Origin of the sequence: Flavobacterium sp. 9, assembly GCF_002754195.1 — a bacterium.
Taxonomy (GTDB): Bacteria; Bacteroidota; Bacteroidia; order Flavobacteriales; family Flavobacteriaceae; genus Flavobacterium.
Map to the genome: position 1 here is coordinate 4,283,102 of NZ_PEEU01000001.1, position 17,591 is coordinate 4,300,692.

Annotated in this window: 7 protein-coding genes; 5 read left to right on the top strand and 2 right to left on the bottom strand. The window is 34.4% G+C overall.

The annotated features are described in order from the left end of the window. Nucleotides 1-549: 549 nt before the first annotated feature. The 4 genes from CLU81_RS17780 (at nt 550) to CLU81_RS17795 (ending at nt 14,624) form a co-directional block, all read left to right on the top strand. Nucleotides 550-2,220, top strand: a complete 1,671-nt coding sequence (locus CLU81_RS17780) for a T9SS type A sorting domain-containing protein (protein WP_099712801.1) — start codon at nt 550-552, stop codon at nt 2,218-2,220. 68 nt (nt 2,221-2,288) lie between these two features. Beyond that, nucleotides 2,289-10,505, top strand: a complete 8,217-nt coding sequence (locus tag CLU81_RS17785) for a DUF5977 domain-containing protein (protein WP_099711038.1) — start codon at nt 2,289-2,291, stop codon at nt 10,503-10,505. A 62-nt stretch (nt 10,506-10,567) separates the two neighbouring features. Then, the gene (locus tag CLU81_RS17790) at nt 10,568-14,068 is read left to right on the top strand and encodes a DUF6443 domain-containing protein (RefSeq protein WP_099711039.1); all 3,501 of its coding nucleotides are present in this window, start codon (nt 10,568-10,570) and stop codon (nt 14,066-14,068) included. A gap of 1 nt (nt 14,069) precedes the next feature. Then, nucleotides 14,070-14,624, top strand: a complete 555-nt coding sequence (locus CLU81_RS17795) for a hypothetical protein (RefSeq protein ID WP_099711040.1) — start codon at nt 14,070-14,072, stop codon at nt 14,622-14,624. A gap of 323 nt (nt 14,625-14,947) precedes the next feature. Here the strand turns inward: CLU81_RS17795 and CLU81_RS17800 are convergent, their stop codons facing one another. Together CLU81_RS17800 and CLU81_RS17805 are read right to left on the bottom strand one after the other, a co-directional pair. Continuing rightward, nucleotides 14,948-15,454, bottom strand: a complete 507-nt coding sequence (locus CLU81_RS17800; RefSeq protein WP_099711041.1) for a GNAT family N-acetyltransferase — start codon at nt 15,452-15,454, stop codon at nt 14,948-14,950. A gap of 178 nt (nt 15,455-15,632) precedes the next feature. Next, on the bottom strand, nt 15,633-16,727 hold the full coding sequence (locus CLU81_RS17805; RefSeq protein ID WP_099711042.1) for an exopolyphosphatase: 1,095 nt from the start codon (nt 16,725-16,727) through the stop codon (nt 15,633-15,635). Nucleotides 16,728-17,385: 658 nt separating this feature from the next. Here CLU81_RS17805 and CLU81_RS26855 point away from each other — a divergent pair. Beyond that, entirely contained in the window at nt 17,386-17,562 is a 177-nt protein-coding gene (locus CLU81_RS26855) for a hypothetical protein (RefSeq protein ID WP_158235347.1), read from the top strand. The last annotated feature ends 29 nt before the right edge of the window (nt 17,563-17,591 follow it).

Here is a 17,591-nt window from a genome sequence, read left to right on the forward strand (position 1 = left end):
TAATTTTAAAGAGCTATTTTTTGAAAACTAAAAATTAATTTAAGTAATGTATTAAGCGTTAATGATTAACGAACAAATATGTTGCTGATTCGGGATTGTTAGAAATCGAAAAAGGCGATAATTGAGTTGTAAATGTTTTGGATGCTAAATCTTTTAATCAATATGATTTACATTAAATTTTAGATAAAGTTAAATACTCCATCCCTGCTCTGCAAAGAGTTCCTTATAAAAAGCTGCGCAAATGTCTCTGACTTTGCGCTTTTTTTATTTAATAGAAATTATGGATTTGTGACTTGCAGAAAGCCATGTTTCAAATTTTAAGAATAACAATTTATTCATAGTCTCGATGAGGTAATTATAAGAATAATTTTAGGATAATTTTAAAAAATAAATGAAGTTGATAAGTTTTATTAACTCTAAAGTGGCGTCTTTGCTCATGTTTTTTTAATGGCTTATAAAAAGAATTTCAAAATGAGGAAACCCGTAAAGTTTTGACAGAATCACCATTTAGATTTGCAGGCAAAAAATAGTTTGAAATCTAAAATGCGTATGAAAAAACTTTACCTACTCCTTCCTTTTTTATTGCCATTAATTACTTATTCTCAAGATATTCTTTGGGAAAAATCATATGGAGGACAACATGCTGATTACCTTTTTGACGCACAGCCAACAGCCGACTATGGTTTTATTTTGGCAGGAAGTTCATTATCTAATAAAACAGGAAATAAATCAGACGATAATCATGGAGATCTTGATTATTGGGTGTGGAAAATGACTGAAAAGGGAGAACTTGACTGGCAGAAAAGTTTTGGAGGAAGTGGATTTGATTTACTTCAAAGTATCAAAAACACAAAAGATGGTGGATTTATTCTGGCAGGAACTTCAAGTTCAGGAACAGGTTTTCAAAAAGCAGAAGATTGTAAAGGACTTACTGATTTTTGGGTTATAAAATTAGATGCTTCCGGAGCTGAGCAGTGGCAACGAACAATTGGCGGCAATGGTTCAGATGAATTGTTATGCGCTTTTCAGACCAGAGACGGAGGTTATATTTTAGGAGGATCTTCAAGCCCCAGCCCTGTCTCTATTTTAGATATTAAACCTGATGCAAAGTCCCTGACAACTACCAAAGCAGATTTGTACAGTAAATCAGAAAAAAGTCGAGGCAACATGGATTACTGGGTTGTAAAATTGGACAAACAAGGTGTTATTGAGTGGCAAAAAACTTACGGAGGAGAATATGCAGACTTACTAAGAAGTATGGAGCAAACAACAGACAATGGTTTTATTCTGGCGGGATATTCCACTTCATCACGATCTGGTGATAAAACGGAAAGCAATAAAGGAATTGGAGATGTTTGGGTTTTAAAAATAAATGATGTTGGAGAAATAGAGTGGCAAAATTCTTATGGGGCAGAAGGTGATGACCAGCCTTATGTAATTCATCAGACAAATGATGGCGGATATATTATAGGAGCAAATTCAAACAGTACAAACCCACTTACTTTATTGGGAGGAATAGTTGGAAACGGAACCGATTATTGGGTTTTGAAACTAGATGAAGAAGGAGGAGTTGTATGGAGTAAAACCTATGATTTTGGAAAAGTGGATATTTTGACCTCATTGGTAGAAAACAAAGATCATACGTATTTAATTGGCGGATATGCCCAAAGTGAAAGAAGAGTTCCAAGAGAGGGAATCGTTGGAAAATTAACCAATGTGGCTGTCAAAGAAAAAGACGGAATCAATGATTATATCGCCTTAAAGATTGATGAAAAAGGAGAGGAATTGTGGAATAAAACCGTTGGAAGTGCAGGCGAGGATATTCTTAGAAAATTGATAGAAACCCGCGATGGAGGATATTTGATGGCAGGAACGTCTAATTCAGGCGCTTCAAAAGATAAAAACTCCAATATTGGGGGTAGTGATTTTTGGGTTGTAAAGTTGAAAGACAAAACAAAAATCGAAAAAGTTAAATCAAGTATAGAAGCCATTCCAAATCCGGTATCGACATATACAAATGTTATTATAGGTTACGATTTTACTTCAGGAACAGCCAGTGTTGTGGATATGACAGGTAGAACGCTGCAAAATTTCAGTATCTCGAGTAGAACTGTACCAGTTGATTTAAGTGCTTATGCAGAGGGAATTTACATCATCAATATTAAAACAGATGTAAAAACAGAATCTGTAAAAGTGATCAAAAGAATAACAAGTAAATAAGATATAATAGAATTACAAAAATGTATATAGTAACTATAAAAAATCACGTTAAAATCTTTTGTTGTTTGATGATCATTTTGATCACTTCAACAAAAGCAATAGCACAAAATGACTTTGTTCCTAAAATTGTTCCTCCTTCACCGGAGGCAGCTTCACTGGGAAAGTTTGTCGAAGTACCTGTTTCACATTATACAGGATTACCGAATATATCAGTACCGCTTTACACGATTGAATCGGGAGAAATAAAACTGCCAATTCAGGTTTCTTATCATGCCCGAGGAATTCAGGTAAGTGAAATGGCACCTCAGGTTGGTACTGGTTGGGCTTTAAATGCCGGAGGAGTTATTACCAGACAGCAAAGAGGAGCAGCCGATGAAAGTTATAACGGTTATTTAAAGGAAAATTTTTACGATACCTTTTATACATCGCAGGAAACAAGAGCGAGAGTTATGGCTGGAAGTACAGCCGGTATAGAGTCAGATCGTCTGATGGATATGGAGCCGGATGTGTATTTCTTTAATTTTTTAAATTTTTCTGGTAAATTTATTTTTGATCAAAAGACAAAAAAGCCTGTAATTCAAAAATATAGTGATTTTAAAATTGAACCTAAATTTGAAGATGGTTATTATATTACGGGTTGGGTTATAACGGATAAAGATGGTATAAAATATTATTTTGGTACGTCTAAAGATGGCTTGAGGAAAGCGATAGACAAACCAGAAGGTAGCTCTTCTTCTCAATTTATGGCTGTTGGAGGGCTTCAAAATTCGTCGGTCAATATCACATATAATAATGCGTGGCAGTTAATGGATATTGTTACTCCTAGCAATAAAGTGATTAAGTTTGACTATATAAAAGAGCGACCGGATTATTTTTCGAGAAGTTTTGATGATGGGCAGGGATTTTATCTTACGAGTCATTTTTCCAAAATTTTTATGAATCAATATCATATCAAGACTATTACGTTTGATAAAGGAAAAGTGGTGTTTACCAAATTTGCAACGCAAAGAGAAGATTTACGAAATAGTTATGCTTTACAAAAAGTAGAAGTTTTTGGCAGTGATGGTCTTCTAAAAGTCAAACATTCTTTTAATTATACTTATACTAACAGTGAAGACACTAATTCATTACTTTATTTAAGAAGTAGTGAGCCGCAGGCTAAAAAAAGACTGTTTCTGGAATCAATAGTTAGTGAGGGATCAAAAGCAACAAGCAAAGGCAAGAAATACTCTTTTGTATATGACCCTCAAGTTTTACCCAACAGATTTTCAACAGCACAAGATAACTGGGGATATTATAATGGTAAAAATAATGGGGAGTATTCTTCATTTTTCGAAGGCGATAATAGACAGGTAGATACTATTAAATCTGAGGCAGGAATGCTTAAGAAAATTATTTATCCTACCGGAGGAAGCGCCACTTTTGAGTATGAACATAACACAGTAATTCCGCCACCCTTTTACCAAGAATTGCTTATAAATCCTACTACTCCCACTGAACATAAAGTAGGTAATATATTTAAAGATCCTAGTCTATATGATAGTACTAGGGGCGTATTTGTCTCGAAACCTTTTACAGTCACTTTGGGACAAGAAACTAGTACTGTTAATGCAATATCATTTTCATCTTTTGCGGGTGATACTTCTACGTGTAGTTCTACAATGACCAATTATGGCTGCCCCTTTGAAGTATCGGTTTATAAATTGAACCCAAAAACCAGTGTGGGAAGCTTATTTATTGGTAGAGGATCTATTAATCTAGATTCAGGAGAGTATGTTATAGAGGTTAGACCTAAAACTCCTGAGGGACGCGATCTTACTGATTATGAAAAGGGAGCTTTTTCTGTTTCGTTAAGTTGGGAACAGCCTTCGAGCAATCCAAAAGAAATATTATTTGCAGCAGGTAAAAGAATTAAACGTATTATTTGGGATGATAATTTGGGCGGTGTAACTTCTAAAAGCTATAAATACTTAGATAGTTCAGGAAAATCTTCAGGGAAAACATTCTCAATACCCAATATGTATTATATCATGGGTATGTATAATAATACTCCAATTGTAAATCAGATTGGTGCAACAGCAGGAAGTCCTTTGACTAATTTTCAAGGAAATGCATTGGGCTATTCTGTCGTTACAGAAATTAATGGAGAAGCAGGGAATAATATAGGTAAAACTGAATATAATTTTACAATACCAGAAGATTCAGGTGATTTTTATAAGTTTCCTTATCATTCTCCTACAGATAATGAATGGCTAAGAGGAATGCCTTTAAGCATTAAATATTATTCGAATAATGCGGGGAGTTACTCATTGGTTAAGGAGGTTAAAAACAAATATATTTATGGAGATGAAGCTTTTGGGCCACTTTATTTTACAGAAATGATTGATCCTGATTTGCCTTATTTGTATTTAAATCATAGAAGAAAATTTAGTTTGCCGCTTGCGATTTTTATTAAAGATGAAACTTTAACAGGCAATGCGGCTTATGAAAATCCTAATTCATACAAAATTTTCTATACTACAGGAGGAACAGTTGATTTGTATAGCAGTGTAGAGACAGAGATTTTAAAAAACGCAAAAGAATATAAAAAGACTACGAATTATTTTTATAATTACGATTCGAATTATCAGTTAAAACGTTCACAAACTCAAACTTCGAGTCAGGAAACGTTAGAAACAAAATATTTTTACGCGCCTGATCCTGAAATGGCAAGTGAACCGTTTAGGAGTGACCTGATTGCGAACAATATGATAGGTATACCTCTGGATACACAGACTTTTAACAATAGCGTCAAGTTATCCGAGCAAAAAACGGTTTATGATAATAGTGCTGCCACAAGTAACTTATTATTACCAAGATATATTTATTCAAATAAAGGAACAGATAATATTATCACTACTAAAGATGAAAAAATCGCTTTTGATAAATATGATGATCAAGGAAATGTTTTACAATATACACCTAAAGGTGGAGTGCCAGTATCAATTATTTGGGGATATAACAAAACACAGCCTATTGCTAAAATTGAGAATATTACGTATGACAAGATTGTAAATTATGTTGACAATCTTCAAAATAAATCTAATGGGGATAATGACAATTGCATAGCAACAAGCTGTGCAGAACAGTTATTACGCAAGGACTTGAATGCTCTAAGAACAGCGTTTTCGGGCAATATGATTACTACCTATACTTATGATCCATCAATTGGAGTAACAAGTATTACAGATCCTAAAGAGAAGACTATTTATTATGAGTATGATTCTTTTGGCAGATTAAAATTTGTTAAGGATAATGAATTTAATGTACTTGAAAAATACTGTTACAATTATAAAGGAGAACAAACGGATTGTTCTGATGATAGTGATTCAGCTGGGGTTCTTTATAGAAGTGCAGCTTTAAACGGATCTTTTACCAGAAACGATTGTGGTGTAGGAGCTGTAGGATCTACCATGAGTTTTTCTTTGCCGGCAGAAGCAATTACTTCGTTAATTTCTCAAGCTGATGCCGATGCTCAGGCTCAAATGCAATTTAATAGTGAAGGACAAGCTTACGCTAATACAAATGGTACCTGTACGTTTACAAGTATCGCTAAAAGTGGTTCATTTACAAAAAATAATTGTAGTGGAGGAGCAGTTGGTTCGGCAGTTGTTTATAACGTTCCTGCGGGAAGATATACTTCAACAACTTCTCAAGCTGCTGCAGATGCATTGGCTCAGACAGATGTTAATAATAATGGTCAGGCTTATGCCAATACAAATGGTACTTGTACTTACAGCAGTATTGTAAAGAGTGGTTCATTCACTAAAAATAATTGTGCTTCAGGTGGAGTTGGTTCTGTAGTAGTATATACAGTTCCTGCTGGAAGATATACTTCAACAACCTCACAAGCTGCTGCAGATGCATTAGCTCAAACAGATGTTAACACTAATGGACAAACGAATGCTAATACCAATGGAATCTGTACTTTTAGCAGTATTGCCAGAAGTGGTTCATTTACCAAGAATAATTGTGCTGTAGGCGGAGTCGGTTCTAGTGTAGCCTTTAACCAGGCTGTTGGCGCTCAGACATCAACTGTTTCTCAGGCAGATGCTGACGCAAAAGGACTTACTTTGTTCAATACAAACGGACAAGCCAATGCGAATACAAATGGAGCTTGTACTTTTAGTAATATTGTCAAAAGTGGCTCATTCACTAAGAATAATTGTGCAGTAGGCGGAGCTGGTTCAGTAGTAATATATACAGTTCTTGCTGGTACTTATACTTCAACAACTTCACAAGCTGCTGCAGATGCATTAGCCCAAACAGATGTTAATAATAACGGACAGGCTAATGCTAATACAAACGGGATTTGTACTTTTAGTAATATTGTTAAGAGCGGTACGTTTACCAGAAACAATTGTACAATTTCAGGTACGGTTGGATCTGTTGAAACCTATACGGTTGCGGCGGGAAGTTATACTTCTACAGTTTCGCAAGCTGCAGCAGATGCATTAGCTCAAACCGCAGTAAATAATAATGGACAAAACTATGCCAATTCTAATGGAAAATGTTTGTTTAAAAGTGTTGCAAAAAGTAAAACCCTTACTAGAAATGATTGTACAGGAGGAAGCACAGGTTCAGTAGAAACTTATGCACTTCCAGCTGGAGCATATTCTTCAGAAATATCTCAGGCCGATGCTGATAAAAAAGCACAGGATGTTATAGATGCACTTGCGCAATCATATGTTAATGATATTGGAACTTGTTTATTTTACAGCGTAGTGAAAAGTGGTTCATTTACTAAAAATAATTGTGCTGCAGGCGGAGTTGGTTCAGTAGTTGTTTACACAGTTCCTGCAAAACAATACAGCTCAGCAGTATCTCAGGCAGCAGCAGATGCATTGGCTCAGACAGATGTTAATAATAATGGTCAGGCTTATGCAAATACAAATGGTACTTGTACTTTTAGCAGTATTGTCAAAAGTGGTTCATTTACCAAGAATAATTGTGCTTCAGGCGGAGTTGGTTCTGTAGTCGTATATACAGTTCCTGCTGGAAGATATACTTCAACAACCTCACAAGCTGCTGCAGATGCATTAGCTCAAACAGATTTTAATAATAACGGACAAACTAATGCCAATACAAACGGTACTTGTACCTTTAGCAGTATTGCCAGAAGTAGTTCATTTACCAAGAATAATTGTGCTGCTGGCGGAGTTGGCTCAAGTGTCGCTTTTAGTCAGGCTGTTGGTGCTCAGACATCAATAATTTCTCAGGCAGATGCTGACGCTAAAGGACTTACTTTGTTCAATACAAACGGACAAGCCAATGCGAATACAAATGGAACTTGTACTTTTAGCAATATTGCCAAAAGTGGTTCATTCACTAAGAATAATTGTGTTGTAGGCGGAGCTGGTTCAGTAGTAATATATACAGTTCCTGCTGGTACTTATACTTCAACAACTTCACAAGCTGCTGCAGATGCATTGGCCCAAACTGATGTTAATAATAACGGGCAGGCTAATGCTAATACAAACGGGATATGTACTTTTAGTAATATTGTTAAGAGCGGCAATTTTACCAGAAACAATTGTGCAATAGCAGGTACAGTTGGATCTGTTGAAACTTATATAGTTGCTGCTGGAAGTTATACTTCTACGGTTTCACAAGCAGCGGCAGATAATCTGGCACAAACTGCTGTAAATAATAATGGACAAAACTATGCCAATACTAATGGAAAATGTTTGTTTAAAAGTGTTGCAAAAAGTAAAACCCTTACTAAAAATGATTGTACAGGAGGAAGTACTGGTTCGGTAGAAACTTATGCACTTCCAGCTGGAGCATATTCTTCAGAAATATCTCAGGCCGATGCTGATAAAAAAGCACAGGATGTTATAGATGCACTTGCGCAATCATATGTTAATGATATTGGAACTTGTTTATTTTACAGCGTAGTGAAAAGTGGTTCATTTACTAAAAATAATTGTGCTGCAGGAGGGGTCGGTTCAGTAGTTGTTTATACAGTTCCTGTAAAACAGTACAGTTCAGCAGTATCTCAGGCAGCAGCAGATGCATTAGCTCAGACAGATGTTAATAATAATGGACAAGCTTATGCCAATACAAATGGTACCTGTACTTTTACGAGTGTTGTAAAAAGCGGTTCATTTACCAAGAATAATTGTGCTTCAGGTGGAGTTGGTTCTGTAGTAGTATATACAGTTCCTGCCGGAAGATATGCTTCAACAACCTCACAAGCTGCTGCAGATGCATTAGCTCAAACTGATGTTACCAATAATGGGCAAACCTATGCAAACACAAACGGTACTTGTACTTTTAGTAGTATTGCCAGAAGTAGTTCATTTACCAAGAATAATTGTGCTGCTGGCGGAGTTGGTTCTAGTGTCGCTTTTAGTCAGGCTGTTGGTGCTCAGACATCAATAATTTCTCAGGCAGATGCTGACGCTAAGGGACTTACTTTGTTCAATACAAACGGACAAGCCAATGCGAATACAAACGGTACTTGTACATTTACGAGTGTTGTCAAAAGTGGTTCATTCACTAAGAATAATTGTGCTGCAGGCGGAGCTGGTTCAGCGGTAGTATATACAGTTCCTGCTGGTACTTATACTTCAACAACATCACAAGCTGCTGCAGATGCATTAGCTCAAACTGATGTTAACAATAACGGACAAGCCAATGCGAATACAAATGGGACTTGTACTTTTAGCAGTATTGCCAGAAGCAGTTCATTTACCAAGAATAATTGTGCTGCTGGCGGAGTTCCTTCAAGTGTAGCCTTTAGTCAGATTGTTGGTGCTCAAACATCACTAATTTCTCAAGCAGATGCAGATTCAAAAGGACTTACTTTGTTTAATACAAACGGTCAAGCCAATGCTAATGCTAATGGAACCTGTACTTTTAGCAGTATTGCAAGAAGTGGCAATTTTACCAAAAACAATTGTGCTTCAGGCGGAGTTGGTTCAAGCGTCGCTTTTAGTCAGGTTGTTGGAGCGCAAACGTCAATAATTTCTCAGGCAGATGCGGATTCTAAAGGGCTTACTTTGTTTAATACAAATGGACAAGCCAATGCCAATACAAATGGAACATGTACTTTTAGTAGTGTTGTTAAAAGTGGGGCATTTACTAAGAATAATTGTGCTGCAGGCGGAGTTGGTTCGGCAGTTGTTTATACAGTTCCTGCTGGTACTTATACTTCAACAACTTCACAAGCTGCTGCAGATGCATTAGCCCAAACAGATGTTAGTAATAACGGACAGGCCAATGCTAATACAAACGGGATATGTACTTTTAGCAGTATTGCAAAAAGCGGTACGTTTACGAGAAACAATTGTACCGGAGGTACCGTTGGGTCAGTAGAAAATTATACAGTTGCGGCGGGAAGTTATACTTCTACAGTTTCGCAAGCTGCAGCAGATGCATTAGCCCAAACTGCAGTAAATAATAATGGACAAAGTTATGCTAATAGCGTTGGTAGATGTCTATTTAAAAGTGTTGCTAAAAGTAAAACACTTACTAAAAACGATTGTACAGGAGGAAGTACAGGTTCTATAGAAACTTTCTCTCTTCCGGCTGGAGCATATTCTTCAGAAATATCTCAGGCAGATGCCGACAAAAAAGCACAGGATGTTATTGATGCAACTGCTCAATCTTATGTTAATGATATTGGAACGTGTTTATTTTACAGCGTAGCAAAAAGTGGTTCTTTTACTAAAAATAATTGTTCAGGAGGAACAGCATCAACTGTAGTTTATACAGTTCCTGCCAGACAATACAAATCAGCAGTATCTCAGGCAGCAGCTGATGCTCTGGCGCAAACAGATGTTAATAATAATGGTCAGGCGTATGCTAATGCGAACGGGACATGTACATTTTATAATGTTCTGAAAAGTGGCACTTATACTAGAAATAATTGCGGTGCAACGGCTGTTTCTTCAGGTTCTGTTGTTTACACAGTTGCAGCCGGTAAATACAGTTCTGTTGTATCACAAGCTGCGGCAGACAATCTGGCTCAGGATGAACTAAATGCCAATGGTCAAAATACAGCCAACACTCAGGGAATTTGCACATTTAAAAATGTACTTATGAGCAAAGTCTTTACAAAAGCCGGTTGCCCTGTTGGTTATGATGGTACAATGGTATCTTATTCTGTTGCTGCGGGACTTTTTACATCCACCATTTCACAAGCAGATGCAGATGCTAAAGCACTTGCAGAGTTAAATAGTAAAGGACAAGCTAATGCTAATGCAAAAGGTTCTTGTTTGCTAAGACCAGATGAAAATTAAAAATGACTTTTAATTTTATAAAACAGCAATAAGACATAACCTTTTTAAAAGATAAAAAACGTATGAAAAAATATATAGCAATAATAATCTTGTTATTACTTGCAATTCCGAGTATAAATGCTCAGACTTTCAGTGATGATAATTTTGTTTACAAAATAACACCTAAAAAGAAAGTTCAGGCGAGTGATTTTAGTACACTGACCAAAGATTCGATTGTTCAAAGTATAACTTATTTTGATGGATTAGGCCGTCCTGTACAAACTATGGCAATAGGTCAGGGAGTTGGTGGGGCAGATATTGTTACTCCAATTCAATATGATGGTTTTGGGAGGCAAGTAAAAGAATATTTGCCTTATCCAGTAACCAATAGCGGGACAAATTATCCCAGAATTGATACAAATACAGCAATAGCTGCTTTAACCGGAATCTACAGTTCAAAATTTGTCGATGCTTCAAACCCATTTTCTGAAAAACAACTTGAGAATTCGCCATTAGGCAGAGTATTAAAGCAAGCTGCTCCAGGCGATGCGTGGGCTATGAATAGTGGTCACGAAATCAAATTTGATTATCAAACCAATACCGGTACAACTGAGGTAAAGTTATACAAAGCCACAGCCACTTGGGATTCGGGATTAGGATTATACGATATTGGTTTTTCGGATGCTACGGGTTATTATGGTACTAATGAATTGTACAAAACGATTACTTATGACGAGAATACAACTCCTGGAACCAAAGTAGGAACTGAAGAATTTAAAAACAAAGAAGGACAAGTAGTTCTAAAACGTAATTATAATGGTACAGATCAATTTGATACTTATTATGTATATGATATTTACGGAAATCTGACTTATGTAATTCCGCCAAAAGCAGACGGAGTTGTAGATCGCGAAGTTCTGGATGGTTTATGTTACCAATATAAATATGATTACAGAAACCGCTTGGTTGAGAAAAAATTACCGGGCAAACAATGGGAGTTTATTGTTTACGATAAATTAGACAGACCGGTGGCAACAGGACCAGCAGCTTCGCCCTTTAAAGACGATGCTACAATAGGCTGGATTATTACGAAATACGATGTTCTTGGACGACCTATTTATACCGGTTGGAGTAGTGATGCTTCAAATTCTACGATGAGAAAAACATTGCAAGATGCGCAAAATTTAGCTATTACTTTGTTCGAAACCAAGACTGCATTAAATATTGATAAAATCGCTACAGGTTATAATAATAGTATAGAACCAACAAATTTCAAACTCTTAACGGTTAATTATTATGATGATTATTCATTTCCGGATGCTCAAGCAGTGCCTACAACGATTATGGGGCAAAAAGTGCTAACTAATGTAAAAGGATTGCCAACAGGAGGCTGGACCAGAGTATTAACAACACTTTCTTCTATTGCAGGAGAGACAGCTACAATTTTTTACGATGATAGAGGAAGAATTATAAGTACTTATCTTAAGAATTATCTAGGAGGTAAAAAACATATAGATAAAGAACTTGATTTTTCAGGAAAAACCTTAAGTAGTGTAACAGAGCATCAGCGTTTGGACAGCGGAGCTACAATCCTTATAAATGAAAAATTCACTTATTCGGCTCAGGATCGTTTATTGACCCATACTCACCAAATAGGGAATGGAGGTACAGAAGAACTTATGGTTTCTAATGAATATGACGAGTTAGGGCAGTTGAAGAGTAAAAGTGTAGGTAATAGTGCTTTAAGTCCTCTTCAGAAAGTTGATTTTGCTTATAATATTAGAGGCTGGCTTACCGATATTAATGATACAAAGGACTTAAATCAAGGTTTAGATGCTAGAGATTTATTTGCTTTTAGAATTAATTACAATAAAGTTGAAGGAAGTACGAGCTATACAAAAGAGCTTTATAACGGAAATATTGCAGAGACTTTTTGGAGTTCAGGTCTTGATGCATCTGGAATTAAACATGGTTATGGTTATCAATACGATCAATTAAATCGTTTAAAAGATGCTTCGTATCAAGAGCCAAAATTGGCGAATAGTGATAATTACTTTGGAGAGAACAACATAGAGTACGATAAGAACGGGAATATTACAAAATTACTACGTGAACGTAAATTAAGTACAGCTAATCCATATGCTGATCCTATGGATAATCTGGATTATTTCTATAAAGCAAACACAAACCGACTTATGAAAGTAACGGATAAATCTAATGCACCGGAAGGCTTTAAAGATGATAGTAATGGTTCTAATGATAGCGTAGACGACTACGATTATGACTTAAACGGAAATTTGATAAAAGACGATAATAAAGGCATAACTAAAATTGAGTATAATCATCTTAATTTACCTAAGAAAATTACATTTGGCACAATAGGCAACATTGAGTATATTTACAACTCAACAGGGCAAAAAGTACAGAAAATTGTCACTGAAACAGGAAAACCTACAATAACAACAGATTATTTGGGAGGCTTTCAGTACAAAAACAATGATCTGGAGTTTTTCTCAACCGCAGAAGGATATGTTAAAAATACAAATGGCAATCTTTCGTATGTGTTTCAGTATAAAGATCACTTAGGAAATGTACGTGTTAGTTATACTAAAAATAGTAGTAATGTTCCTGAAGTTATTGACGAAAATAATTATTATCCTTTTGGACTAACCCATACTAGTGACAAAATTCTACCTGGAACTAATAACAAGTATAAGTTCAGCGGAAAAGAGCTCCAAGACGAGAATATTGGTGGAAATCAATTGAATTTGTATGACTATGGAGCTAGAAATTATGACCCTGCACTTGGACGTTGGATGAATGTCGATAATATGTCTGAGAAATTCCATTTCAGTAGTCCGTATGTTTATGTCAATAATAATCCTATCATTAATGTGGATTTGGATGGTAATGAATGGTTTTATCATTCAGTTAATGGAGGTGCACCTACATGGAATTGGCATGATGGTAGTAAGTATAAAACTGGCGTTAAAGATACTAAAGGAAAAGAAGTAGTTTTAGATGGTGTAGAAGCTGTTGTAGTTTTTACAGGTTCTAGAGATGAAAAATTAGGTTCAAAAAATGGAAAGAAAGGTTATATTAATGGTAAGAATGCTGAGACTGCAACGGTAACGGTATATGGACCAGGTGGAAAAGATGATGTTCATTCTTTTTCTGGCTTTACTATGGGGTCAAATTCTAAAAAATTTGGTGCGATTGATGAAGGAACTTACAATGCAAATTTTGATGAAAAGGGAAAAAGTGGAGCACTTAAATCAAACTGGGCAGTAGAAAACAGAGGAAGAGTTAGAATGTTAGATGGTATGATCAATCCTTATGCGCCGGATCAGAAAGATGAAAATGGAGATGGTTACAAAACAGGAATATTTATTCATACATCAAATCAAAGTGGTTTTGCGGGTGAAATACACGACGGGAAAAGTGGTATTTCTGTAGGTTGCTTATTAATTGTGCCTACTGATTGGAAAGAGTTTAATAACGTTATGAGTGGTGTTAAAAATTTTAAAGTTCAAGTACAAAGAACAGTGACTACAAGTGAGTCATCAACGTTAAAAAAGGATTAAAATGAAAAATAAAATGTTAATTATATTATTATTGATCACAGGATTTTGTGAAAGTCAATCAGTAATTAATTCTTCAAAATTGGAGTATCAAAAGGCAATTAAAAGTAATAATTTTGTAAAGGACAAAAATGTAAAAGTTTATAAAGATAGATTAGTCTTAGGAAAAAATTATGCTCTAAAAAATAATTATTCTGATGAAGATTTTTTTGAATATAAGTATTTGGGGAGTTTTGGAGATTCTTATAAGTATATTGTAATTGAAAAGGAAGATTATAATGGATCTGTTTTTTTTGTAATAAACAGAGATAAAAATTTTTTGAAATATGAAATTCCGGGGAAACCTTATTTATTTGAAGACTTTGTAGTAACTGTTAACATTGAATCGACAACTGATAATAAAAACATTTTATGTTTTTTTAAAACAAATGAAGCTCAGAAGGTTTTTAAAAAGATAAATTTACCAGAAGGCATTATTGTACAAGAAATTAGATTACTAGATTGTAATATTTATATTAATGATATAAATAATAAGTTTTGGAAAATTAAAATTAAATGATAATGTATAGATCCGCGCTCTGCAAAGATCTCCTTATAAAAAGCTGCGCAAATGTCTCTGACTTTGCGCATTTTTTTGCTTTTAATCAATTGTGAATCTTATTAAAGATTTAATAGTTTAAATATAAATCCCTAAGCAATAATCTAAAAACAAAAAAGCTCTAGATTTCTCTGAAGCTTTATTTATTAATGTTGTAAAGTTGATAGCTTAAAAATTAGTATTTACTTTTTTAGAACGATTTGCAATGTATGATAAGCCAGATTACTTGTCCGTCCTTAGCAAAGTATACTTTCTTTATTTCTAAATTTGGAATGCTTTCCTGTTTAAACTAATGGTCTTTCTATCTTAAAATAAGCTATTTCTTCTTCATTTCTTATTAAATTATTCAATCGTTCAAATCCGGCTTTTTGCAGCACGTTTTGTGATCCCGTGTTATCAAGATCGGTTATAGCGACAACTTCTTTCGTAGCTGTGTTTGCAAAACTATATTGAGTTATAGCCTTGCATACTTCCGTAGCAACGCCTTTTCCCCAATATGCTCTACTAAGTACATAACCTATTTCTATTTGGTTTGTATTGTGTACAAAAACACGGGCAACACACATTCCTATAAAATTATTATTTGTAGTATCGAATATAGCCCATCGACTAAGATTTTTCTTTTCATAATTTTCAAGCAATTCATTAAACATCTCCAAATATCTTTCTGGTGAAGCATAAGGAAGGTATTGTGTAACTTGATTATCTTCAAAAAGACCTAAAAATGTTTGTTGTTCCTGAGGTAAAAATTCACGAATAATTATTCGTGGGCTTTGATAAAGAGTAGACATTGATTACAGTAATATTAAGGTAAATAATTTAGAAGTTTTTGCTAAAATTAATAACCGAATTTACTGAAAATAAACGGAACAAACCTCCGACACTTCGCTCTGAATGAAAAAAAGTATAAACAAAAAAGCTCCAGATTTCTCTGAAGCTTTATTTAGTAATGTTGCAAAAGTTGATACCTTAAAAATTAGTATTTACTTTTTTAGAACGATCAGCAATGTATGACATAAGCCAAGTTACTTGTCCGTCTTTAACAAAGAATACTTTCTTTGTTTCTAAATTTGGAATGCTTTCCAAAAAGTTCTGTAGAATGTTGTTTGCCGAAATAAGGTATTTCTGGTCATATGTACTCAAAACTCTAGCCATCTCTTTATTAGTTTTAGCAAGGTTTGTAAACTTCACAAAGTTATTTTTCAGGATTGCATCATAATTGATAACATCTTCAAGCGTTAATGTAATGTAGTGATTTTTAACGTTTTCATCATAATATAACGTTGCAAATGCCCAAACAGCTCCACCAGATAAATAGATTTTTTCCTTTTTTAATAGAAGAGGATTTGCATCCAGCATTTCCTTAATCTTCTTGCGTAACACTGGGTTATAATCAAAAGATTTTTCCTGAAAAGTTGACATATCATTCGCCTGATTTGGATTTACAACCGTCTTTTTTACGGCATCTGTAAGTGTCATTGTACCAAAATCAAGCTCCAAAGGTACAAACTCCAATTTGTTATCTTCAAGTTCGTCAATGTATCCGCCTTTAGTAGTTTGAGCGCCAATATCAAGTAGTGAAGCGTTAGAATAATCAACCGGTGGTATAGCACCTTTAACTAACATTTTAGCCTCTTCGTTGACATTAATAATATCAAAACTTTTAGTGGTTAGCGAAGTAATTTTATTTTTTAAAACATCGATGTTACGAGCAGATGAGAAAACAGGTGCAGCTACAATAAAGATATTTTCTTCGCGAAGCTTAAATTCCTCTTTGATTTTCTTCAATTGATCAACAATTATCATAGTAACTTTATTGATGTCTTCTTGAGGAAGCTCTCCAAAAGAAGCAATATGATCAGCAAGACTAATTCTCTCATTTGCAAAATAAAGAATATCATAGTCAGCTTTTTTGATATTATTTACTTCCAGAACAGAAACTTTTATTGCTCTACGTCCGATTTCGATTCCGGCATAAACATTCTTTTGAGAAAATGCATTGATAGAAAAGAATAAATTTAAAAGAATAAAAAATAGAATTTGGGATTTGTGTTTTTTAAGCATTGGATTTAATTGTAGTTAGGGGTATTATTTATTTTTGAATAAAGACTTCAAAGTAGTTGGTTGAGGTATTTATGTGAAAGTCATAATTTTAAATTGAAAATAACGGGTTTCGGTATAAGATTGCAAATTTATAAAAACATTTACTAACATAAACGCAGATAATGAGAAAACATATATTAAATTATCATGATGTTTTTTCTAAGTAAATGATAAACGATTTTAGATTTATAACTAGCTAAAAATGAACAAGTAAAGAAATATAGTTGGGAAAAAATCAGTAATGAGTTACTTCTTTCAGGGACTTTTTTGCACAAAACTGAAAGAAAATTTTTGAACTTTTTCTAATTGTATTCAATAACAAGAACTACTGAAAAATCTAGATCAGAGCAATATAATCGTCTTATTATGAGTTTAAAAGGAATCGCTGTAATTTATATGTAGAAAATAAAAAGGTATTATTTGTAAGAAAAAATTCTATATCTTTGGGTGAGTTCCTACAGAATAATCCTTAAATGATTTTTTGAAAAAAAACAATAACATTAAAAAATAGTTTAATCTAATTATAAAAATATATAAAGAATTCTTGCGCAAGGATAGACAAAAGCCCCAAGTGTCTTTAATTGATTGAGGTATTAATTAATTTTTCAAACTTTATATTATGATCAAAAACATTTTAAACCTAAAAGGAGTTACAGAATTAACTAAAAACGAAAAAAGAAGCATCGCAGGCGGTTTAGCATGTGTTGACGGTGTTTGCCCAAAACCTGGAAATTACTGTTGTTATGCAGGAGGAGGCGATGGAATTTGTAGATTGCCAACTCAGGGTTGCTTTTAATTAATATTTTAAATTCTCTGTTCTTCGGA

Coding starts and splice junctions, on each gene's coding strand:
- CLU81_RS26855 (WP_158235347.1), top strand. CDS start 17,386: ATGATCAAAAACATTTTAAACCTAAAAGGAGTTACAGAATTAACTAAA.
- CLU81_RS17780 (WP_099712801.1), top strand. CDS start 550: ATGAAAAAACTTTACCTACTCCTTCCTTTTTTATTGCCATTAATTACT.
- CLU81_RS17800 (WP_099711041.1), bottom strand. CDS start 15,454: ATGTCTACTCTTTATCAAAGCCCACGAATAATTATTCGTGAATTTTTA.
- CLU81_RS17785 (WP_099711038.1), top strand. CDS start 2,289: ATGATCATTTTGATCACTTCAACAAAAGCAATAGCACAAAATGACTTT.
- CLU81_RS17795 (WP_099711040.1), top strand. CDS start 14,070: ATGAAAAATAAAATGTTAATTATATTATTATTGATCACAGGATTTTGT.
- CLU81_RS17790 (WP_099711039.1), top strand. CDS start 10,568: ATGAAAAAATATATAGCAATAATAATCTTGTTATTACTTGCAATTCCG.
- CLU81_RS17805 (WP_099711042.1), bottom strand. CDS start 16,727: ATGCTTAAAAAACACAAATCCCAAATTCTATTTTTTATTCTTTTAAAT.